This window comes from Vibrio maritimus (genome assembly GCF_021441885.1).
In the GTDB taxonomy this organism is placed as follows: domain Bacteria; phylum Pseudomonadota; class Gammaproteobacteria; order Enterobacterales; family Vibrionaceae; genus Vibrio; species Vibrio maritimus_B.
Window position 1 is genome coordinate 2,710,338 of sequence record NZ_CP090438.1, and the last position, 21,087, is coordinate 2,731,424.

At 46.6% G+C, this 21,087-nt stretch carries 19 protein-coding genes and 14 tRNA genes; 27 read left to right on the forward strand and 6 right to left on the reverse strand.

Translation table 11 applies throughout. The features are described from left to right. Positions 1–32 precede the first annotated feature (32 nt). The 15 genes from LY387_RS12320 (at position 33) to LY387_RS12390 (ending at position 3,327) form a co-directional block, all read left to right on the forward strand. Positions 33–107: transfer RNA gene (locus LY387_RS12320), tRNA-Gln, on the forward strand. Between the two features lie 83 nt (positions 108–190). After that, positions 191–275: transfer RNA gene (locus LY387_RS12325), tRNA-Leu, on the forward strand. Between the two features lie 36 nt (positions 276–311). Beyond that, positions 312–386: transfer RNA gene (locus tag LY387_RS12330), tRNA-Gln, on the forward strand. A gap of 83 nt (positions 387–469) precedes the next feature. After that, positions 470–554: transfer RNA gene (locus tag LY387_RS12335), tRNA-Leu, on the forward strand. A gap of 36 nt (positions 555–590) precedes the next feature. Next, positions 591–665: transfer RNA gene (locus tag LY387_RS12340), tRNA-Gln, on the forward strand. A 163-nt stretch (positions 666–828) separates the two neighbouring features. Next, positions 829–913, forward strand: a tRNA-Leu gene (locus tag LY387_RS12345). A 38-nt stretch (positions 914–951) separates the two neighbouring features. Beyond that, a tRNA-Met gene (locus LY387_RS12350) sits at positions 952–1,028 on the forward strand. 84 nt (positions 1,029–1,112) lie between these two features. Continuing rightward, positions 1,113–1,197, forward strand: a tRNA-Leu gene (locus LY387_RS12355). 36 nt (positions 1,198–1,233) lie between these two features. Next, positions 1,234–1,308, forward strand: a tRNA-Gln gene (locus tag LY387_RS12360). A gap of 85 nt (positions 1,309–1,393) precedes the next feature. Beyond that, a tRNA-Leu gene (locus tag LY387_RS12365) sits at positions 1,394–1,478 on the forward strand. A gap of 36 nt (positions 1,479–1,514) precedes the next feature. Then, positions 1,515–1,589, forward strand: a tRNA-Gln gene (locus LY387_RS12370). A 162-nt stretch (positions 1,590–1,751) separates the two neighbouring features. Then, a tRNA-Leu gene (locus tag LY387_RS12375) sits at positions 1,752–1,836 on the forward strand. 38 nt (positions 1,837–1,874) lie between these two features. Beyond that, positions 1,875–1,951, forward strand: a tRNA-Met gene (locus LY387_RS12380). A gap of 79 nt (positions 1,952–2,030) precedes the next feature. Further along, positions 2,031–2,115: transfer RNA gene (locus LY387_RS12385), tRNA-Leu, on the forward strand. 189 nt (positions 2,116–2,304) lie between these two features. Beyond that, positions 2,305–3,327, forward strand: coding sequence for a lactonase family protein (locus LY387_RS12390; protein ID WP_234494336.1), 1,023 nt, complete (start codon positions 2,305–2,307; stop codon positions 3,325–3,327). A gap of 6 nt (positions 3,328–3,333) precedes the next feature. Here LY387_RS12390 and LY387_RS12395 read toward each other — a convergent pair whose 3' ends face one another. Then, a complete protein-coding gene (locus tag LY387_RS12395; RefSeq protein WP_234494337.1) occupies positions 3,334–4,488 on the reverse strand; it encodes a 2-octaprenyl-3-methyl-6-methoxy-1,4-benzoquinol hydroxylase in 1,155 nt (384 codons plus the stop codon). Positions 4,489–4,753: 265 nt separating this feature from the next. Between LY387_RS12395 and miaB the strand changes: the two genes are divergently transcribed. The 9 genes from miaB to crr all read left to right on the forward strand — a co-directional run bounded on the left by miaB (position 4,754) and on the right by crr (position 14,533). Further along, positions 4,754–6,178, forward strand: a complete 1,425-nt coding sequence (gene miaB / locus LY387_RS12400; protein ID WP_128647824.1) for a tRNA (N6-isopentenyl adenosine(37)-C2)-methylthiotransferase MiaB — start codon at positions 4,754–4,756, stop codon at positions 6,176–6,178. 116 nt (positions 6,179–6,294) lie between these two features. After that, on the forward strand, positions 6,295–7,389 hold the full coding sequence (locus LY387_RS12405; RefSeq protein ID WP_128647825.1) for a PhoH family protein: 1,095 nt from the start codon (positions 6,295–6,297) through the stop codon (positions 7,387–7,389). Next, entirely contained in the window at positions 7,389–7,853 is a 465-nt protein-coding gene (ybeY, locus tag LY387_RS12410; protein WP_234494338.1) for an rRNA maturation RNase YbeY, read from the forward strand. The genes LY387_RS12405 and ybeY overlap by 1 nt, the downstream gene beginning before the upstream one ends. A gap of 97 nt (positions 7,854–7,950) precedes the next feature. After that, entirely contained in the window at positions 7,951–8,847 is an 897-nt protein-coding gene (gene corC, locus LY387_RS12415) for a CNNM family magnesium/cobalt transport protein CorC (protein ID WP_042476534.1), read from the forward strand. 47 nt (positions 8,848–8,894) lie between these two features. Continuing rightward, entirely contained in the window at positions 8,895–10,400 is a 1,506-nt protein-coding gene (lnt, locus tag LY387_RS12420) for an apolipoprotein N-acyltransferase (RefSeq protein ID WP_234494339.1), read from the forward strand. Between the two features lie 193 nt (positions 10,401–10,593). Continuing rightward, a complete protein-coding gene (cysK, locus tag LY387_RS12425; protein WP_042476530.1) occupies positions 10,594–11,562 on the forward strand; it encodes a cysteine synthase A in 969 nt (322 codons plus the stop codon). Between the two features lie 298 nt (positions 11,563–11,860). Next, entirely contained in the window at positions 11,861–12,118 is a 258-nt protein-coding gene (locus tag LY387_RS12430; protein WP_042476528.1) for an HPr family phosphocarrier protein, read from the forward strand. A 136-nt stretch (positions 12,119–12,254) separates the two neighbouring features. Continuing rightward, positions 12,255–13,982 carry a phosphoenolpyruvate-protein phosphotransferase PtsI gene (gene ptsI, locus LY387_RS12435; protein ID WP_042476525.1) on the forward strand — a complete coding sequence of 576 codons (1,728 nt, stop codon included), beginning with the start codon at positions 12,255–12,257 and terminating at the stop codon, positions 13,980–13,982. A gap of 41 nt (positions 13,983–14,023) precedes the next feature. Then, the gene (gene crr, locus LY387_RS12440; protein ID WP_042476521.1) at positions 14,024–14,533 is read left to right on the forward strand and encodes a PTS glucose transporter subunit IIA; all 510 of its coding nucleotides are present in this window, start codon (positions 14,024–14,026) and stop codon (positions 14,531–14,533) included. A 247-nt stretch (positions 14,534–14,780) separates the two neighbouring features. Here crr and yfcE read toward each other — a convergent pair whose 3' ends face one another. The 5 genes from yfcE to LY387_RS12465 all read right to left on the reverse strand — a co-directional run bounded on the left by yfcE (position 14,781) and on the right by LY387_RS12465 (position 17,703). Continuing rightward, positions 14,781–15,326 carry a phosphodiesterase gene (gene yfcE, locus LY387_RS12445; RefSeq protein ID WP_234494340.1) on the reverse strand — a complete coding sequence of 182 codons (546 nt, stop codon included), beginning with the start codon at positions 15,324–15,326 and terminating at the stop codon, positions 14,781–14,783. A 62-nt stretch (positions 15,327–15,388) separates the two neighbouring features. Beyond that, positions 15,389–15,793, reverse strand: coding sequence for a CBS domain-containing protein (locus LY387_RS12450; protein ID WP_234494341.1), 405 nt, complete (start codon positions 15,791–15,793; stop codon positions 15,389–15,391). Continuing rightward, positions 15,790–16,140, reverse strand: coding sequence for a P-II family nitrogen regulator (locus tag LY387_RS12455; RefSeq protein ID WP_128647826.1), 351 nt, complete (start codon positions 16,138–16,140; stop codon positions 15,790–15,792). The genes LY387_RS12450 and LY387_RS12455 overlap by 4 nt, the downstream gene beginning before the upstream one ends. Then, positions 16,130–16,972 carry a DUF1538 domain-containing protein gene (locus LY387_RS12460; RefSeq protein WP_234494342.1) on the reverse strand — a complete coding sequence of 281 codons (843 nt, stop codon included), beginning with the start codon at positions 16,970–16,972 and terminating at the stop codon, positions 16,130–16,132. The genes LY387_RS12455 and LY387_RS12460 overlap by 11 nt, the downstream gene beginning before the upstream one ends. Next, the gene (locus LY387_RS12465) at positions 16,969–17,703 is read right to left on the reverse strand and encodes a DUF1538 domain-containing protein (RefSeq protein WP_234494343.1); all 735 of its coding nucleotides are present in this window, start codon (positions 17,701–17,703) and stop codon (positions 16,969–16,971) included. Before LY387_RS12465 ends, LY387_RS12460 begins: the two co-directional genes overlap by 4 nt. Positions 17,704–17,977: 274 nt before the next feature. Here LY387_RS12465 and LY387_RS12470 point away from each other — a divergent pair, with 274 nt between their 5' ends. From LY387_RS12470 to LY387_RS12480, 3 genes are all read left to right on the forward strand, one after another. Continuing rightward, complete coding sequence (locus LY387_RS12470) at positions 17,978–18,892, forward strand: TIGR01777 family oxidoreductase (RefSeq protein WP_042476510.1); 915 nt, start codon at positions 17,978–17,980, stop codon at positions 18,890–18,892. Between the two features lie 65 nt (positions 18,893–18,957). Further along, a complete protein-coding gene (locus LY387_RS12475) occupies positions 18,958–19,785 on the forward strand; it encodes an SDR family oxidoreductase (RefSeq protein WP_234494344.1) in 828 nt (275 codons plus the stop codon). Between the two features lie 369 nt (positions 19,786–20,154). Next, positions 20,155–21,009 (forward strand): co-chaperone YbbN, encoded by an 855-nt coding sequence (locus LY387_RS12480; protein WP_234494345.1) that lies wholly within the window; start codon positions 20,155–20,157, stop codon positions 21,007–21,009. The last annotated feature ends 78 nt before the right edge of the window (positions 21,010–21,087 follow it).

Sequence of the window (21,087 nt, forward strand, 5' to 3'; positions counted from 1 at the left end):
TTAGATAATAACGTTTACTCGTTGTTTTCTGCAGGGCTATCGCCAAGCGGTAAGGCAGCGGCTTTTGATGCCGCCATTCCCTGGTTCGAATCCAGGTAGCCCTGCCACTATTTAAGTGGCTCTGACATTGTTCAGGTTACAACGTTAAGATCGAGTTTTACCAATTACTCTCTTAACCATAAGTTTTGTTGCGGAAGTGGCGGAATTGGTAGACGCACCAGATTTAGGTTCTGGCGCCGCAAGGTGTGAGAGTTCAAGTCTCTCCTTCCGCACCATCTTTTAGATAATAACGTTTACTCGTTGTTTTCTGCAGGGCTATCGCCAAGCGGTAAGGCAGCGGCTTTTGATGCCGCCATTCCCTGGTTCGAATCCAGGTAGCCCTGCCACTATTTAAGTGGCTCTGACTTTGTTCAGGTTACAACGTTAAGATTGAGTTTTACCAATTACTCTCTTAACTACAAGTTTTGTTGCGGAAGTGGCGGAATTGGTAGACGCACCAGATTTAGGTTCTGGCGCCGCAAGGTGTGAGAGTTCAAGTCTCTCCTTCCGCACCATCTTTTAGATAATAACGTTTACTCGTTGTTTTCTGCAGGGCTATCGCCAAGCGGTAAGGCAGCGGCTTTTGATGCCGCCATTCCCTGGTTCGAATCCAGGTAGCCCTGCCACTATTTAAAGTGGCGCGATAGAGAAGCGGCTTTTGATGCCCCATCTATTGTCCCTGGTTCGGCTCTAGTTAGCCCACCACTATTCAAGTGGCTCTGATTCAAAATCAGGTTACAACGTTAAGATTGAGTTTTACCAATTACTCTCTTAACTACAAGTTTTGTTGCGGAAGTGGCGGAATTGGTAGACGCACCAGATTTAGGTTCTGGCGCCGCAAGGTGTGAGAGTTCAAGTCTCTCCTTCCGCACCATCTTTCTTTTGAAAGAATAAATGGCGAAAGCCTCGAGTGGCTACGTAGCTCAGCTGGTTAGAGCACATCACTCATAATGATGGGGTCACAGGTTCGAATCCCGTCGTAGCCACCATTTACTACAACTTGTGGGCACGCCTTCAAGTACAACGTTAAGATTGAGTTTTACCAATTACTCTCTTAACTACAAAGTTTTGTTGCGGAAGTGGCGGAATTGGTAGACGCACCAGATTTAGGTTCTGGCGCCGCAAGGTGTGAGAGTTCAAGTCTCTCCTTCCGCACCATTATTTAGATAATAACGTTTACTCGTTGTTTTCTGCAGGGCTATCGCCAAGCGGTAAGGCAGCGGCTTTTGATGCCGCCATTCCCTGGTTCGAATCCAGGTAGCCCTGCCACTATTCAAGTGGCTCTGATTCAAAATCAGGTTACAACGTTAAGATTGAGTTTTACCAACTACTCTCTTAACTACAAAGTTTTGTTGCGGAAGTGGCGGAATTGGTAGACGCACCAGATTTAGGTTCTGGCGCCGCAAGGTGTGAGAGTTCAAGTCTCTCCTTCCGCACCATTATTTAGATAATAACGTTTACTCGTTGTTTTCTGCAGGGCTATCGCCAAGCGGTAAGGCAGCGGCTTTTGATGCCGCCATTCCCTGGTTCGAATCCAGGTAGCCCTGCCACTATTTAAAGTGGCGCGATAGAGAAGCGGCTTTTGATGCCCCATCTATTGTCCCTGGTTCGGTTCTAGTTAGCCCACCACTATTTAAGTGGCTCTGACATTGCTCAGGTTACAACGTTAAGATTGAGTTTTACCAATTACTCTCTTAACTATAAGTTTTGTTGCGGAAGTGGCGGAATTGGTAGACGCACCAGATTTAGGTTCTGGCGCCGCAAGGTGTGAGAGTTCAAGTCTCTCCTTCCGCACCATCTTTCTTTTGAAAGAATAAATGGCGAAAGCCTCGAGTGGCTACGTAGCTCAGCTGGTTAGAGCACATCACTCATAATGATGGGGTCACAGGTTCGAATCCCGTCGTAGCCACCATTTATTTTGTAAGTTATACTTACGACACAACGTTGAGATTGAGTTTTACCAATTACTCTCTTAACTATAAAGATTTGTTGCGGAAGTGGCGGAATTGGTAGACGCACCAGATTTAGGTTCTGGCGCCGCAAGGTGTGAGAGTTCAAGTCTCTCCTTCCGCACCATTACAAGAAAGGCTCGTCATTTGACGAGCCTTTTTTCTTGCCAATTGTTCACTCTTTTTCTATCGCGAGCCGTCTAGTCCCTGTATAGTCATATGTTTCGCAACACTCCTCACAGATTTCTCTCCTGATACTACCTTTATTGCACAACCCCAGAGATGCTTAGCAAACCTGTTACTCTTGGGAATCAAAGTGAAATCTTTACCTTTCAATATCCTCGTTGGTCAATACTCAGATCCTCACCATTTGGGCTTTTGTGCCTTAACACTGACGTCAGATGGTCAACTGGCCCAGCAGACTAAGCTTACGAATATTTGTGATGCCTCTTATCTCGTAAAAACCGATTCTGGTATTTATGTTGTCTCTGAACAATATCAGCAAGATGGTGCCGCGCTTTACTTCGTTAGCCACCAGGGAGCTATTCTTCAACGGATCGCGCTCGAGGGAGATGCTCCCTGTCACATTGCAATATCAAAAGACCTAAACTTGATTGCCGTTGCCCATTACGGTACAGGTAATTTCGAACTGTTCCGACTCACATCAAACGGCATGATTGAGGACAGAATCTCCATTATCACCAATAAAGGCCACGGTCCGCACCCTGATAGACAGTTAGCTCCTCACGGGCACCAAGTCGCGTTTATACCAAACTGCTCTGTGTTCATGACGGTGGACCTTGGTATCGACATGCTCACGTTTTATGAGCAGCACAATGAGGAACTTGAGGAGCTGCAACGACTAGAGTTGCCACCAGGTTCGGGACCAAGGCATACCGCCTTTAGCTGCGATGGTAGAATTGGATTTGTCCTATGTGAACTCGATGAATCATTAGTAGTGATTCGACGAAATAGGGATAAGCGATGGGAGGTAATTGCAAACCAAGCAGGCTTTCCAGAGCACAAATGTCATGAGGCAGCCGCAGCGATAAAACTCTCTGCCGATCAGCGCTACCTTTACCTTACAAGTCGAGGAGCGTCGATAATTTCTTGGTTTGACGTCACCGAACCAACGAACCCTTCCTACCAAGGTCACGTTAGCTCTGGTGGCGATTTCCCGCGAGATCTCTCACTTTCTTCCGATGGTAAGTGGCTGATTACTGCTAATCAGCACTCTCATAGTGTGGGACTGTTTAGTTTGAATCACGAAACAGGCCAGCCAACACTTGTATCAAGAATAGATAATATCGCTGCGCCTGCATGTATTGTGGTGGACTGATTCTCGCTACTTAAGACCAATCGCGTACTTCAGCACCTGTTGTTTTATCGGGCCAGAGTGCTCTGCAATCTTGAGCAGAGCATTTCGAACAAACGCAACGGGGGGGAGAGTGTTGCTAAAGCCTTTGTAAAAAACATCCATCCCTGTTTGCATCAACAAGTTATCAGGGCGACGCAATCGCTCGTAACGAACCAGCGCTTCATCATTGACGCCCTTTGACTCAAAACACTCAAGCAGTGTCTCGACATCTTTAAAGCCAAGATTCACTCCCTGCCCAGCAAGCGGGTTAATCGTATGTGCCGCATCACCGACAATCACACAACCCTGTTTGTGGTAATGCTGTGCATGGCGACGAGTCAGTGGGAATGAGCCATGCTGTAGCACCTTTATAGACCCTAGCTCTTTAGGGAAATGCGTGATTATTTCTTGCTCTAATTGAGCTGGGGTCATGGCTTTTAGCTGCCTAATGCGCTTGGGAGAATCATACCAAACTAACGACCCCTGATTGCCACACAACGGCAGAAACGATCGAGGTCCTGAAGTGGTAAACCATTGCCAGGTGATATCTTGCTGCGGCAGCTCCGTCTCGACATTAATCAACATGCACTCTTGACGGTAATCCCACGCAGTAATTCCGATTCCCGCCGCACTACGAACTCGTGAATTCGCACCGTCAGCACCCACCACTAAGCCTGCATTAAGAACGCGTCCGGACTCCAACGTAATGGTGGAATTGTTTGGGCTAAGTTCTAAACTCTCAACGCCATCGCCTTCAATGACTTTGAGGTTATCGAAGCGCTCGAATTGTGCCCAAAGCCCTAGCTGTATGAGACGATTCTCTACAATGTAGCCAAGCTGAGGCAGAGCAAGCTCCTTGGCATTGAATCGAATACGACAGGTATCCGCTTCCCACGTTTCTAGCCGCGCATACGGACATACGCGCATCGCATGTATCGCCTGCCAGGCATCTAAGGACTCTAATAAGTCGACTGAGCGGTGAGAAATAGCTGAGACACGCAAATCCATTGGTTGACTGGAATCAAACGTCTTGGGTGTAAACTTCTCTATCATAGCGACGGAGCGCCCCTGCTTAGCAAGACCAAGAGCCAACGCTGCGCCGACCATGCCACCGCCTACTACTGCTATTTCAAACTGTTCCATCGTCTTATTACTGTCTTAAAATCAATATGTTCTCATTGTACGTAGCCATATACGAAAGCGCGAGTATTTTCCCGACCAAATCCCTGCTTTTGTGAGGGCTAATATCGCCTCGCAACAATTGAAATATAAGCTCTCAAAGAGTTTTTCCCCTACCCCTAGTCAGGCGGTTTTTAAAGCAGTACAATACGCCGCTTACCGCCGAGATGGTGGCTATAATTTGAACAATAGTTCAGCATAAGATTTACATAACTGACGAGCGATAGTGATGAGTAAGAAACTGCTAATTAAAACCTGGGGCTGCCAGATGAACGAATACGATTCATCAAAAATGGCCGATCTGCTTAATGCTGCAAATGGCTATGAGCTAACTGAAGAGCCAGAGGAAGCAGACGTACTACTATTGAACACTTGTTCGATCCGTGAAAAAGCGCAAGAAAAAGTGTTCCACCAACTTGGTCGTTGGAAAACGCTTAAAGACAAAAAAGAAGGCGTTGTGATCGGTGTTGGTGGCTGCGTAGCGACTCAAGAAGGTGACCATATCCGCGAACGTGCACCGTTCGTTGACGTTATTTTTGGTCCACAGACTTTGCACCGTCTGCCTGAGATGATCAAGCAATCTCAAAGCGACGAAGCACCAGTAATGGATATTTCGTTCCCAGAGATCGAGAAATTCGACCGCCTGCCTGAGCCTCGTGCTGAAGGTGCGACTGCTTTCGTTTCTATTATGGAAGGCTGCTCAAAATACTGTACTTACTGCGTAGTACCATATACTCGCGGTGAAGAAGTTAGCCGTCCAATGGATGACGTTCTATTCGAAATTGCCCAGCTTGCCGAGCAAGGCGTTCGTGAAGTAAACCTGCTAGGTCAAAACGTAAACGCATACCGTGGTCCAATGCACGATGGCGACATCTGCTCATTCGCAGAGCTGCTTCGTCTCGTTGCTTCTATCGATGGTATCGATCGTATTCGATTCACAACGAGCCACCCGCTAGAATTTACTGACGACATCATTGCGGTATACGAAGACACGCCAGAGCTTGTTAGCTTCCTGCATCTTCCTGTACAGAGTGGTTCAGACCGCATCCTAACGATGATGAAACGTCCACACACAGCAATCGAATACAAATCAATTATTCGCAAGCTGCGTAAAGCACGTCCTGATATTCAAATCAGCTCGGACTTTATCGTTGGCTTCCCTGGTGAGACAGACAAAGACTTCCAAGACACTATGAAGCTTATCAAAGATGTCGATTTCGATATGAGCTTCAGCTTCATCTTCTCACCACGTCCAGGTACGCCAGCGGCAGATTACCCATGTGATCTTCCAGAGCAAACCAAAAAAGACCGCTTGTACGAGCTACAGCAAACTGTTAACACACAAGCGATGCGCTACTCTCGTCTAATGCTAGACACTGAGCAACGCGTTCTTGTTGAGGGACCATCTAAGAAGAACCTAATGGAGCTTCGTGCGCGTACTGAAAACAACCGCGTAGTAAACTTCGAAGGTGGCGCTGAGCTGATCGGCCAGTTTGTTGACGTGAAAATTACCGATGTATTTGCGAACTCTCTACGTGGTGAGATCGTAAGAACAGAAAAAGACATGGATCTTCGCACCGTGATTTCTCCGACTCAAATGATGGCGAAAACCAAACGCGAAGATGAGTTAGGTGTGGCCACCTTTACGCCTTAACGCCTATACCCACCCCGCGCCAATGTGCTATTTTGGAGTGAAGTGGGAACAAATGTGGAGTCCGGTCCCAATCGGGCTCCAATCATCGCCCTTTAAGGGCAAAATGCGAGGCAACATTGAGTAATCAAATCGTAACTCTAGAAATCAATCTAGAACCTTCAGACAACCGCCGTCTGTCCAGCTTGTGCGGTCCTTTCGATGACAACATCAAACACTTAGAGCGCCGTTTAGGTGTCGAAATCAACCACAGAAGTAACTACTTCACGATTGTGGGTAAGCCACATACCAGTGCCGCTGCACTCGACATCATTAAGTCTCTGTACGTAGATACTGCGCCGGTTCGTGGTCAGATCCCAGATATCGAGCCTGAACAAATTCATCTAGCCGTAAAAGAATCTGGCGTCCTTGAGCAAAATACCGACTCTGAAATTGCTCACGGTAAAGAAGTCTTCGTGAAAACGAAAAAAGGCATCATCAAGCCACGTACGCCCAACCAAGCCCAATACCTAGTCAACATGGTGACTCATGATATTAGCTTCGGTATCGGTCCTGCGGGTACAGGTAAGACTTATCTAGCGGTAGCAGCTGCAGTTGACGCACTAGAGCGTCAAGAGATCCGTCGAATCCTGCTGACTCGCCCAGCAGTAGAAGCTGGTGAGAAACTGGGGTTCCTGCCGGGCGACTTAAGCCAAAAAGTCGACCCATATCTGCGCCCTCTTTATGATGCGCTGTTTGAAATGCTTGGTTTTGAGCGCGTTGAGAAGCTGATTGAGCGCAACGTGATTGAAGTCGCGCCACTGGCTTACATGCGCGGTCGTACTCTTAACGACGCGTTTATTATTCTTGATGAGAGCCAAAACACCACGGTTGAACAGATGAAGATGTTCTTGACCCGTATTGGTTTTAACTCTCGCGCAGTAATTACTGGTGACGTGACCCAGATTGACTTGCCGCGTGGCGCAAAATCTGGCCTTCGCCATGCGATCGAAGTGCTTAACGAAGTGGATGAAATCAGCTTCAATTTCTTCCAGTCTGACGATGTAGTACGCCACCCTGTGGTTGCGCGTATCGTTAACGCGTATGAGAAGTGGGAAGCCGCTGATGCCAAAGCGCGTAAAGAGATTGAACGCAAGCGTCGTGAAGAGCGTGAAGCTGCGCAAGCTCTACTAGACAAAGCGGCTAGCACAACGTCACCTGCGGAAAGTAAATAATGAGCATCGAACTTGATCTCCAACTCGCTGTCGAATCGGAACAAGGCCTGCCAAGTGCTGAAGACTTTCAGCGCTGGCTAGACAAAACCATTATTCCGTTTCAGAAGGAAGCAGAGCTCACCATTCGCATTGTTGACGAGCAGGAAAGTCACCAACTCAATCATGAGTACCGTGGTAAAGATAAGCCTACAAATGTACTGTCTTTTCCATTCGAGGCCCCTCCGGGCATCGAGATGAGTCTGCTTGGCGACATGATTATTTGCCGCCAAGTGGTCGAAAAAGAGGCGATTGAGCAATCTAAGCCTCTGACAGCACACTGGGCACATATGGTTGTACATGGCAGTCTTCATCTGCTAGGTTATGATCATATTGAGGATGAAGAAGCCGAAGAAATGGAAGCTTTGGAAACCGAAATTATGCAAGAAATGGGCTTTGAAGACCCGTATCTCGCTGAAAAGGAGTAGCGGTAAAGCGTTTCTATCGGTACTTGCGATAAAACGTTAATCTACCTCTACGCATGTGCGCTATCACACATCTGATAGCATTCTGAATTGAGAAGTCATGAACGAAGAGTCTTCTCCCTCTCAGCCAGAGGGAAAAAGTAAAAAATCTGAAGGTCCGAGTAGGAAGTCCTTCTTAGAGCGCCTAGGTCAAATTTTTCAAGGTGAGCCAAAAGATCGCCAAGAGCTTGTGGATGTTATCCGCGACTCTGAAGAAAACGACCTAATTGACCACGACACCCGAGACATGCTCGAAGGCGTCATGGAAATTTCTGAAATGCGTGTACGTGACATTATGTTGCCACGTTCGCAAATGGTCACTATCGAGCGTTCCGACGACCTCGATAAGCTGATTGCTTTGATGACAGATGCTCAGCATTCACGTTATCCAGTTATCAGTGAAGACAAAGACCATGTAGAAGGCATCCTCTTAGCTAAGGACCTCCTCCGTTACTTGGGCTCTGACAGCGCCCCATTTGATATTGAAGAAGTGATCCGCCCTGCCGTTGTGGTTCCAGAAAGTAAGCGTGTAGACCGCCTACTGAAAGAGTTCCGGGAAGAGCGCTATCACATGGCCATCGTCGTTGACGAATTCGGCGGAGTATCCGGTCTTGTGACCATCGAAGATATTCTTGAAGAAATCGTTGGTGAAATCGAAGATGAATTCGATGACGACGATGAGCTAGATATCAGAAAACTGAGTAAGCACACGTTCGCTGTGAAAGCGCTCACCACTATCGAAGAGTTCAATGATACCTTTGGCTCTAACTTTAGTGATGAGGAAGTGGATACCGTTGGTGGCTTAGTCATGACTGCATTTGGTCACTTGCCGACTCGTGGTGAAGTGGTCGAAATCGAAAACTATAACTTTAAGGTGACTGCGGCGGATAATCGTCGTGTGGTTCAGGTCCAAGTAACTATCCCTGACCAAGAAACAGCCTCAAGTGTTGAAGAGTAATCTCGAATACCAAGCTTGAGCTCACCGAATAAGTGAGAAAAACATAAATGAAGAAAAGTCTTCGACTACTGCGGCCCATTGGGGCCGCTTTTGTTGGCGCAAGCACTACCCTCGCCTTCGCACCATATCAACTATGGCCCCTCGCCATTTTAAGTCCATTCCTGCTTATGATGCTCATCCGTGGAAGAAGCGCAAAAAGCGCTCTCTGGACCGGCTATGCATGGGGATTGGGACAATTTGCAACAGGCATCAGTTGGGTTCATGTCAGTATCGACACCTTCGGTGGCATGCCAAAAATAGCTAGCCTATTTCTAATGGCGCTACTCGTTGGTTACCTGTCTATCTACTCGGCTCTTTTCGCATGGTCTCTTAATCGCTTCTTCCCAAGTGACAGTAAGACACGCTATTTCATTGCCGCGCCGGCACTATGGTTGATTTTCGATTGGGCGCGCGGCTGGGTAATGACTGGCTTCCCTTGGTTATGGCTTGGCTACAGCCAAATCGACTCCCCGCTCGCAAGCTTCGCACCGATCGGTGGTGTCGAGCTAATCACCGCCTTATTGATCGTCATGGCAGGAAGCCTAACGTTTCTCACGGTCACCAAGCAATGGCAGCTCATTATCATTCCTATGGTGGTGTTTGCGACCGGATTCGGTCTCAGAAACTATGAATGGGTCGTACCTGATGAATCTAGAACCAAAACAGTGGCTCTGATTCAAGGGAATGTCGACCAAGCACTAAAATGGTTACCAAGTCATCGCTGGCCGACCATTATGAAGTACACCGATCTCAGCAGAGAAAACTGGGATGCCGACATTATCATTTGGCCTGAAGCGGCAATCCCTGCGATGGAGTTCGAGTTGCCATCATTTTTGAGCAACCTAGACTCCGCCGCGAAGATGAACGACTCTGCGATCATCACTGGGGTTATCAATAAAACGGAAACTGACCAGTACTACAACAGTATTCTTGTCGTTGGTCAGACGCCATATGGTGATTATGAAATGGATCTGGATGAGCGCTACCACAAGCATCATCTGCTACCGTTTGGTGAGTTTGTGCCTTTTGGCGACATTCTTCGACCAATCGCACCTTTCTTTAACCTGCCTATGTCATCCTTTAGCCGTGGCGCTTATGTACAGCCTAATATTGTCGCCAATGGAATGCATATGGTGGCGGCTTTATGCTATGAGATCATCTTTGGTGAACAAGTTAGACAGAACGTGACTTCTGAAACCGACTATCTGTTAACACTGTCAAACGACGCATGGTTTGGTCGCTCGATAGGACCGCTACAGCATATGGAGATTGCTCGAATGCGTGCTCTTGAGCTTGGCCTGCCTCTGATTCGTTCAACAAACAATGGCGTCACTGCAGTAACGGACCACAAAGGTACGATCACCGCAGAGATCCCTCAATTCGAAACGGCAGTACTTCGTACAGACGTTACACCTACTGACGGCACTACCTGGTATCGCGAAGTAGGCACTTGGCCTCTGTATATCTGGGTAACCTTCTGTTTAGCTTTTGGTTTCATAAGACGCAAAGCGTAAGTTAATACCCGACCACCAGTCACTCAAGCGACTGGTGGTCGGGTCGTTTTCATCCCTTCCCATGTAACGTCTGCTCACTGCTGATGAACTTTCTTCCATAATATATAACTATTTGGTTCTTTTCCCTTGCCAAACAAAATCATATTCTTAACGGGTAATCAATAACCACGATGGTTGAATGAAGGAACATAAAATGAGCAAGATTTACGAAGATAATTCACTGACAATTGGTAACACCCCTCTAGTTCGTCTTAACAAAGTAAGTAACGGCAACGTGCTTGCAAAAGTTGAAGCACGTAACCCAAGCTTCAGTGTTAAGTGCCGTATCGGTGCAAACATGATCTGGGAAGCAGAGAAAGACGGTCGTCTAAAGCCAGGAGTCGAGCTAGTTGAGCCAACCAGTGGTAACACAGGTATTGCTCTTGCTTTCGTTGCAGCTGCTCGTGGTTACAAGCTAACGCTAACCATGCCAGAGTCTATGAGTCTTGAGCGTCGTAAACTTCTAAAAGCGCTAGGTGCAAACCTTGAGCTAACAGAAGCAGCGAAAGGTATGAAAGGGGCTATCGCTAAGGCAGAAGAGATTGTTGCTTCTAACCCTGAAAAGTTCCTACTGCTTCAACAATTCAACAACCCTGCTAACCCTGCTATCCACGAAAAAACAACAGGTCCAGAGATCTGGGATGCTACTGATGGTGAAGTAGACGTATTCGTAGCCGGTGTTGGTACAGGTGGTACTATCACAGGTACTAGTCGCTACATTAAAGGCGAGAAAGGTAAAGCTATCGTTTCTGTTGCTGTTGAGCCTGCAGAATCGCCAGTTATCACACAAGCACTTGCTGGTGAAGAAATCCAACCGGCACCGCACAAAATCCAGGGTATCGGCGCAGGCTTTATCCCAGAAAACTTGGATCTTGAGCTTCTAGATCGTGTTGAACAGGTGACTTCAGAAGAAGCGATCGAAATGGCACGTCGCCTAATGGAAGAAGAAGGTATCCTTGCTGGGATCTCATCTGGCGCAGCGGTTGTAGCAGCCAATAGACTAGCAGAACTACCTGAATTTAAAGGAAAAACAATCGTAACTGTACTACCAAGTTCAGGTGAGCGTTACCTAAGTTCAGCATTGTTCGCAGGCATATTTACTGACAAAGAGATTCAGCAGTAATATGTAGCTAAATCAATTTTTACACGAAAAAAGCCCCTTTAAGGGGCTTTTTTGTTGAATCTCTGTCAGCCTTTGGTAATATCAGGACAGTTTTATTTTAAGCCAAAAAATAAATAGGCTAAATACTGAATGACGTAGTACATGCATACAGCGAAGACTGCAATCATGTCCTACAATTCTAGTCCGACACAATTCTTAACGGTTACGACCTTCGCACTATAGCGGGGCATAACATTTAGCGATAAGGTTTGTTTGGTCTAGGAACTAAACAGAAAATAAATCAATTGGGGTATAAAAAATGTACGAGAAGCAAGTAGAAATCACAGCAGAAAACGGCCTTCACACTCGTCCGGCTGCACAGTTCGTTAAAGAAGCTAAAGCATTTGACGCTGACATCACTGTGACTACTAACGGCAAAAGCGCTAGCGCGAAAAGCCTGTTCAAACTACAAACTCTAGGTCTAGTTAAAGGCACTACTATCACAATCGCTGCTGAAGGCCCACAAGCTCAACAAGCAGTTGACCACCTAGTAGCTCTAATCCCTGAGCTTCACTAATAGTCCAGTTCTCCTTAAAGCCATTTTGTGAAAACAGAATGGCTTTATTGGAAATAGCTCAGGCTATCAGCTACACATTATAAGTAGCTAAAAACTATCCAATCTTTAATACACTAGACCATATAAAGGTAAAGCTATGATTTCAGGCATCCTAGCATCTCCTGGTATTGCTATTGGTAAAGCACTACTACTTCAAGAAGACGAGATTGTTCTAAACACGTCGACCATTTCAGACGACCAAGTTGAAGCGGAAGTTGCGCGTTTCTTCGACGCACGCAACAAGTCTGCACAACAGCTAGAAGTTGTTAAGCAAAAAGCGCTTGAGACTTTTGGTGAAGAGAAAGAGGCTATCTTCGAAGGCCACATCATGCTTCTTGAAGATGAAGAGCTAGAAGAAGAAATCCTAGCACTCATCAAGAAAGACAAACTATCTGCAGACAACGCGATTCACACAGTAATTGAAGAGCAAGCGACTGCACTAGAATCTCTAGATGATGAATACCTTAAAGAGCGTGCAACTGATATCCGTGATATCGGTACTCGTTTCGTTAAGAACGCACTAGGCATCAACATCGTTTCACTAGGTGACATCGATGAAGAGGTTATCCTAGTTGCTTACGACCTAACGCCATCTGAAACTGCGCAAATCAACCTTGATTACGTACTAGGTTTCGCATGTGATATCGGCGGTCGTACTTCGCACACTTCTATCATGGCGCGTTCACTAGAACTTCCTGCTATTGTTGGTACTAACGACATCACTAAGAAAGTGAACAACGGCGACATGTTGGTTCTTGATGCAATGAACAACAAGATCATTGTTAACCCAACTCAAGCTGAGATTGATGAAGCTAAAGCGGTACGTGAAGCGTTCCTTGCTGAAAAAGCAGAACTAGCAAAACTTAAAGACCTACCAGCAGAAACTCTAGACGGCCACCGTGTAGAAGTTTGCGGTAACATCGGTACAGTGAAAGACTGTGATGGCATCAACCGTAACGGCGGTGAAGGTGTTGGTCTGTATCGTACAGAATTCCTATTCATGGACCGCACTGCTCTTCCTACTGAAGAAGAACAGTACCAAGCTTACAAAGAAGTTGCGGAAGCAATGAATGGTCACGCGGTAATTATCCGTACTATGGATATCGGTGGTGATAAAGACCTACCATACCTAGACCTACCTCAAGAAATGAACCCGTTCCTAGGCTGGCGTGCAGTACGTATCAGCTTGGACCGTCGTGAAATTCTTCGTGACCAGCTACGTGGTATCCTACGTGCATCAGCACACGGTAAGCTACGTATCATGTTCCCAATGATCATCTCTGTTGAAGAGATTCGTGAGCTGAAAGCTGCAATCGAAGAGTACAAAGCAGAACTTCGTGCTGAAGGTCTAGCATTTGACGAAAATATCGAAATCGGTGTAATGGTTGAAACGCCTGCTGCGGCAGCGATTGCCCATCACCTAGCTAAAGAAGTTTCGTTCTTTAGTATTGGTACTAACGACTTAACTCAGTATACTCTAGCTGTAGACCGTGGTAATGAGCTGATTTCTCACCTATACAACCCACTATCACCTGCTGTTCTTACAGTAATCAAGCAAGTGATTGATGCTTCTCACAAAGAAGGCAAGTGGACTGGTATGTGTGGTGAGCTTGCTGGTGACGAACGTGCGACTCTACTTCTACTAGGTATGGGCCTAGACGAGTTTAGTATGAGCGGTATTTCGATTCCTAAGGTTAAGAAAGTTATCCGTAACGCTAACTTCGCAGAAGTAAAAGCAATGGCTGATGAAGCGCTAGAAATGGCGACTGCTGCAGAAATTGAGGCACACGTCGAAAAATTTATCGCAGAAAAGACAAACAGCTAATATAATTGACTGGATTAAAATCAAACCTTTAGGAGCACGACATGGGTCTGTTTGACAAACTGAAGAAGCTAGTATCTGACGACAGCGCTGACACTGGTGCAATTGAAATCATCGCACCTCTTTCTGGTGAAATTGTAAACATCGAAGATGTGCCAGATGTAGTATTCGCTGAGAAAATCGTTGGTGACGGTATTGCAATCAAGCCAGCTGGCGACAAGATGGTAGCTCCTGTAAACGGTACTATCGGTAAGATCTTCGAAACGAACCACGCGTTCTCAATCGAATCTGACGACGGCATCGAGCTATTTGTTCACTTCGGTATCGACACAGTTGAACTGAAAGGCGAAGGCTTCAAGCGTATCGCTGAAGAAGGTCAAACTGTTAAAGCTGGCGACACTATCATTGAATTCGATCTAGCTCTTCTAGAAGAGAAAGCGAAATCAACGCTAACGCCTGTAGTTATCTCTAACATGGACGAAATCAAAGAGCTTAACAAGCTTGCTGGTGCCGTGACTGTTGGCGAAACACCTGTACTACGCGTAACTAAGTAATTAGTTAACTCGAAGTAGAAAAAACGCAGCTTATCCGCTGCGTTTTTTTATGCCTGTCATTTGGCTTTCAATCGTCAAAAAATAAGTCCGTCGTCATCTTCACGCACGTGAAGATCTTTTACAGCGCGTAGCTAGCAATCCAATAGAGACTATGTCGCGTAAATGTAATTCACCATGCGCTATGTGAGATCCCCTTTTTCAAGGGGATGACTCGTTACTTGGAAATGGTTTGAGACAAAGAAGAGAGTTACAACTCGATAGACGCTAGCACTTCACCATCAAAGGTTTGAACACTGAGTCTATTATCCTCTAATAGACCAAAGCTCGCGGCGAACTCATTACGAGGGAAGGTAATAGAGCCTGGATTGAAAATGATCTGCTCTCCTTGCCATTCAGCAACTGGAATATGCGTATGACCGTGGGCAATCACATCTCCTTTTTTTAACGCAGGTCGTTTATCACTGTTGTACAAGTGGCCGTGGGTTAGGAACAAACGTTGACCCGTTGGCAACATGACCCAGGCGTAGTCGCTCATCATCGGAAACTCAAGCAGCATTTGATCCACTTCACTGTCGCAGTTGCCACGTACTGCAATGATATCTTGCTTGTATGCATTGAGAAGCTCGGCCACTTTAGGCGGGTTGTAGCTACTCGGCACAGGATTTCTTGGTCCGTGGTTTAGTACATCACCCAAAATTACAAGATGATCAGCACCTGAGCGACGGTATTGCTCCAGCACTTGCTCGGTGGCTTCTTGGCTGCCATGTAAGTCCGATGCAAAGAACAGTTTCATTGATATATCTCCAACACTTTCTATGTGGCTATTGTATCGAACTTAGTGGCCAAGGTGCAGGGCTAATCTAAACCAAGCATACCGTTCACTACGATGTTATTGTAACTAACCATACCAATGACCCGTCCATCTTCTATGACGGGGGCCCGACTTATTCCAAAGCGTTCAAATAGCCTTGCGCAGTACTTAACATTCATATCGGGGTCCACACACAATGCTGGTTTGGTCATAATTTCATAGATATTAGTACGCTGAGGAGAGCGGTTACGAGCCAACACTTTTTTGGCGATGTCATTCATCAAGACAATGCCAAACTCATCATCGTCATTGCGCTTTTCAACCACCAGCGCCTTAACTCTATGTTCTTTCGCAAGCACGATACCATCGTGTACGGTCTTTACTCCGTCCACCATGACGTACGTATTAGCCATTACATCGCGTACGCTAACTTTTTGTTGCTGACTCATAGTTCGTCCTCCACGACTTTGGTCAATGTCTCTACTTGATGAGCGACACCCACTGCATCCTCTATGTCTATCTGCACCGCTATCCCCTGCCCTGAGGTTTGATCAAATTCCCCAACTTGGCTAATAGTCTCCAAGATATGGCGAGATAGATGCTCTTCAACAACAAACAGCACCACATCCTTTTGCACCTCTAAAGTGAGCCCGAAAAAGGTTTGCTTCTTGTTAAGGCCTTCACCTCTCGCATTGTTGATCACTGTTGCACCGGTTGCACCGGCCTCTCGGGCGGCGTCCAATACCTTTTCCGTCTTGCTATCTTCTACAAACGCAAGGATCAGTTTAAAGCGCATTTTTCTTCTCCTTAGAGGGGATTGAGTGTTTGGCTGTTTGTTCCTCGTTGGAGTTCTGACTTACAGAGGAACGCGCCGTTAAATACTGAGTGAGCTGGGCATAGGCCATCACTGAAATGATTGGAAACAAGCTGGCAAATGCAATAAGCCCAAAACCGTCTATCATGGGATTTCTACCCGGTACAGTCGAGGCAAGACCAAGGCCCAAAGCAGTCACCAAGGGCACAGTCACGGTTGAGGTCGTCACGCCGCCCGAGTCGTAAGCGAGCGGTACAATAAACTTGGGAGCATAATAGGTTTGAATCACGACCAGTATGTAGCCTGCAATGATGTAGTAATGGATTGGATCACCGACTACGATACGATAGCTGCCAAGTGAGATACCGACAGCGACACCTAACGCAACCGCGATTCTAAGACCATTTACCGAGATTGCTCCCGCAGACACCTGGTTGGCTTTTATCGCTACTGCCAGCAGCGATGGCTCGGCGATGGTGGTACTAAAACCAATACAAAACGCAAAGAGATATACCCAGTAGTAATCGATCCACTCAAGCGAGTCCCCTACCGTCACTCTCACTTGGTTCAAAAAATCAGGAGCGGTAAGCTGCATCGCCATCGTCTCCCCGAGCGGAAACAGTGCTAGCTCTAATCCGACGAGAAATAAACTCAAGCCCACAATCACATAGCCAAACCCAATCATCACCTTGAGCGGATTAGCGATAGGCTTTTTATGGATGGCAAACTGAAATCCAAAGATAATCACCATAATTGGCGTGACGTCTCTTATGGTCATCAACAATGTATAAAAAAACTCCCACACAAAGCTCATACCATCACCATCCCATAGATCATCACGAACATCATAGGAAGCAAGGAAGCGAAGGCGATTAAGCCAAATCCATCGAGCATGGGGTTTCGACCTTTAATGGTGCTCGCAAGCCCGACACCAAGCGCCGTGACCAAAGGAACGGTAATGGTTGATGTTGTCACCCCACCAGAGTCATACGCCACGCCGATAATGTACTCCGGTGCAAACCCTGTCAGGATAACCACCCCAATATAGCCACCTATGATGAGCCTATGAATAGGCCACCCTTTTAGAATGCGCAGAACACCAAGAACGATGGCCAAGCCAACGGACACTGCGACCGATAAGCGCAAACCATCAGCATAGCTTTGCATTGATTCTTCGGTCATCGCGATGATCCCGCCCTCTGCAGCCACTTCAGCTGCCTCTGCAGAGACAGCGGTCAAAGCCGGCTCTGCGATAGTGGTGCCGAAGCCTAAACAGAAGGAAAACACCATCAACCAAAACACACTGCCCTTACGAGCAAAAGATTGCGCCATGGTTTCGCCGATAGGAAATAGCCCCATTTCCAGACCGAACACGAAAAACGTTAATCCGAGCACGACTAGGAGCAAACCAAACAAGATAGAGAGGACGTTAGGGAGAGGCTCTTGAAGCACGACAAGCTGGAAAAACAAAACGACTAGGACGATGGGCATAAGGTCCTTAAAACTATTTATCATAGCGCCAAGGAGTGATTTCAGACCTTGCATGGTGCACCTCCTTTATCCAGCTTTCACTAATATAATCATGGCAAAGATAAGTGTAAGAAAATGTGACACAAGTGACACTGTCGATGCTCACCTTTACCAAGTCACGTTTTTGTGAACCAAACCCGCTGTGCTACATATATAACTGGGCCAAATAGGCCAAAATACGCAGGATAGATCAGTTAGTTAATTCCCTGATTCGTTGCTATATTTAAACCCAAATGCCCGAGATGAGGCGTGCCGTGTGTAGCCGTTCGCTACCGGAAGAGGAGAGACAATGAAGCTGTTATTAACCGGCGGGACCGGCTTTATCGGAAGAGAGTTACTCAAGCATCTCACCACCCATAGTGTGACTCTGCTTACCCGCGACATTGCCTCAGCCAAACGTACGCTAAACCACACTGACCTTGGCAACATTGACTACATAGAATCTCTCGACATCTATAACGACCTCAACGAGTTTGATGCTGTTATCAACTTGGCAGGTGAGCCTATCGCCGATAAACGCTGGAGTGCAGAGCAAAAGAAGCGAATTTGCGATAGCCGTTGGAAGGTTACTGAGAAGATCGTTGAGTTAATCCACGCTAGCACGAAACCCCCATCCACCTTCATCAGTGGGTCTGCGGTTGGGTACTATGGTGACCAACAAGACCACCCATTTGATGAAAGCTTAAAAGTACATCAAGACAACTTTGCTCATACCGTTTGTGACCGATGGGAAGAAATAGCGATGCGCGCGCAGTCTGATCAAACTCGCGTCTGTATCTTAAGAACCGGAGTGGTACTGGGGGATGGCGGCGGAGCGCTGGCAAAAATGATGTTGCCATATAAGCTAGGCGTTGGCGGCCCCATTGGCGATGGTTCTCAGTATATGCCCTGGATCCACCTTCTCGATATGGTACGGGGTATAGTGTTCTTGTTAGAAACTGATCATGCCGTAGGTCCTTATAATCTCTGTGCTCCACATGCGGTGTCTAACGCCACATTCAGTAAAACCCTTGCTAGTACACTCGGCAGACCCCATTTTCTCATGACCCCAAAATGGGCATTGAAACTGGCCATGGGTGAATCTTCTTGCTTGTTATTTGATAGCGTACGAGCCAAACCCAAAAAGTTAACGGAGATGGGCTTTAACTTCTCCTTTCCTCACATTGATACTGCATTAAAAAACATCGTCAGTAACGCACGGTAATGCTTGCTACTCCCTATGAACTGTCGGTAAGGTAGATAGAAATAAATCATAGGGTTAGCTTAGTAATGGCAAAGTCAGTTCTTATCACAGGGTGCTCAAGTGGCATCGGTTATGTCGCCGCGCACGCGCTGAAAAAGCAAGGATATCAAGTCATCGCCTCTTGTCGAAAAGATGCCGATGTCGCACGCCTTCAGAAAGAAGGTTTAACCTGTATCCAGCTTGATCTTGCCGATCCTAAAAGTATTAAACTTGCTGTACAGAAAACCCTCGCACTCACAGAAGGAAAGCTTTACGGTCTTTTCAACAATGGTGCATATGGACAGCCAGGCGCACTAGAAGACCTACCTACCGAGGCACTTCGAGCTCAATTTGAAGCCAATGTGTTCGGATGGCATGAACTCACCAAGCAAATACTACCTATTATGCGAGCTCAGGGTGAAGGGCGTATCATCCAGAATAGTTCGGTATTAGGCTTTGCCGCCATGAAATATCGAGGCGCATACAACGCTTCAAAGTTTGCTCTCGAAGGCTGGACCGATACGCTTCGACTCGAGTTGTATCAAACTGGGATCCATATCTCTTTGATTGAACCCGGCCCTATCGAGACACAATTTAGAGCCAATGCAAAGCGCGCCTTTCTTGAATGGATTAATGTCGAAACAAGCGCTCATCGGGCACAGTACGAGCAGCAACTCAGCCGTTTATCGGCAGATGCATCTGGCAATCAATTCGTGCTGCCGCCAGAGTCTTGTATTCCACCATTGCTGCATGCACTTGAGTCAAACACACCAAAGCTTCGTTATCGTGTGACCACGCCAACAAAAGTATTTGCCGTACTAAAACGGATCCTTCCAAGCAAGTGGTTAGATCCTATTCTGCGAAAAGCCGCATAAAAAATGATCATTTGTAATTTTAGTGTCACAAACAAACATTATATTGTTCACCGTGGTTAAACCACATAGCGCATCAAAGCCCTACTTTACTTGATGCCCGCAATAAATGACTCACAGCATTCACGTGGATTACAACGAAAATGACGCTAAATCAGCTTAACTGGTTAGCTGTGGGGGTTACACTAGCTTACTTCGTAATGTTCTAGACACCTTTGCTTGCTACCGTTCTGGAATCCATTAACGCCGCGTTCTCGGACGCGGCGTTTTGGCATCTAAAATCCCCGTTTCTCACCGCATAACCTTGAATTTTCTGTCATTGATACCAATCTTGAAAGGATAACGATAGAAATCACCAACAAGGAACACGCAATGCAACCTGCGACCATTGTGGACTTAAACGAACAGAACTTTCGCCAAGTATTAGAAGGCTCAATGACCGCTCCCGTGCTCATCCATTTCTGGGCACCAATGAGTGAAGAAAGCGCTCAGCTTATCCCATCGCTTAAAGCGCTCACCGAGCAATACGCAGGCGCTTTTACCCTAGCACTACTTAACTGTGAAGAGCAGCAAGCCATTGCCGGTCAGTTTGGTGTACAAGCGCTACCAACGATCGCTCTGTTTGTGAACGGCCAACCTGTTGATGGCCTTGGTGGTCCTCAGCCAATTGAGGCCGTAAAGGCAATGCTCGCTAAACACCTTCCGAGTGAGGATGAGTTAAATGCACGAAAAGCACTGGAGTTATCTCAGCAAGGTGAATACGAAGCTGCGATTAACCTTCTTGGCAGCTTATCTGATGAATACAAGCAAAAAGGTGAAATCAAATTAGCCCTTGCTCAGTGTTTACTGGAAACCAATCAATTTGATCTAGCGGAAGCGGTACTGAACACCATTCCAATGGAGTACAAAGATAATTTCTATAAGAGTTTGATAGCCAAACTTGAACTCCATAAACAAGCAGCAGACAGCCCAGAGATCCAATCTCTTGAAGCGGCTCTAAAAGCCACCCCTGAAGACCTTAAGATCGTTGCTGAGCTCGCCTTACAGTATCACCAAGTGAACCGTGACGAAGAAGCGCTTGAGCTTATGTGGACACCACTGAGCCGCGACCTAAACGCCCTTGACGGCGATCTTAAAAAGTCATTTATGGATATCTTATCGGCTTTAGGTCAGGGCAACCCAATTGCTGCAAAATACCGCCGTCAGTTGTATTCACTACTCTACTAGCCGCTCACTATTTCATCATTAATAGAAGGGACCTTTGGGTCCCTTTTATCATATTGGCATGACCAACAATGGTTAGCC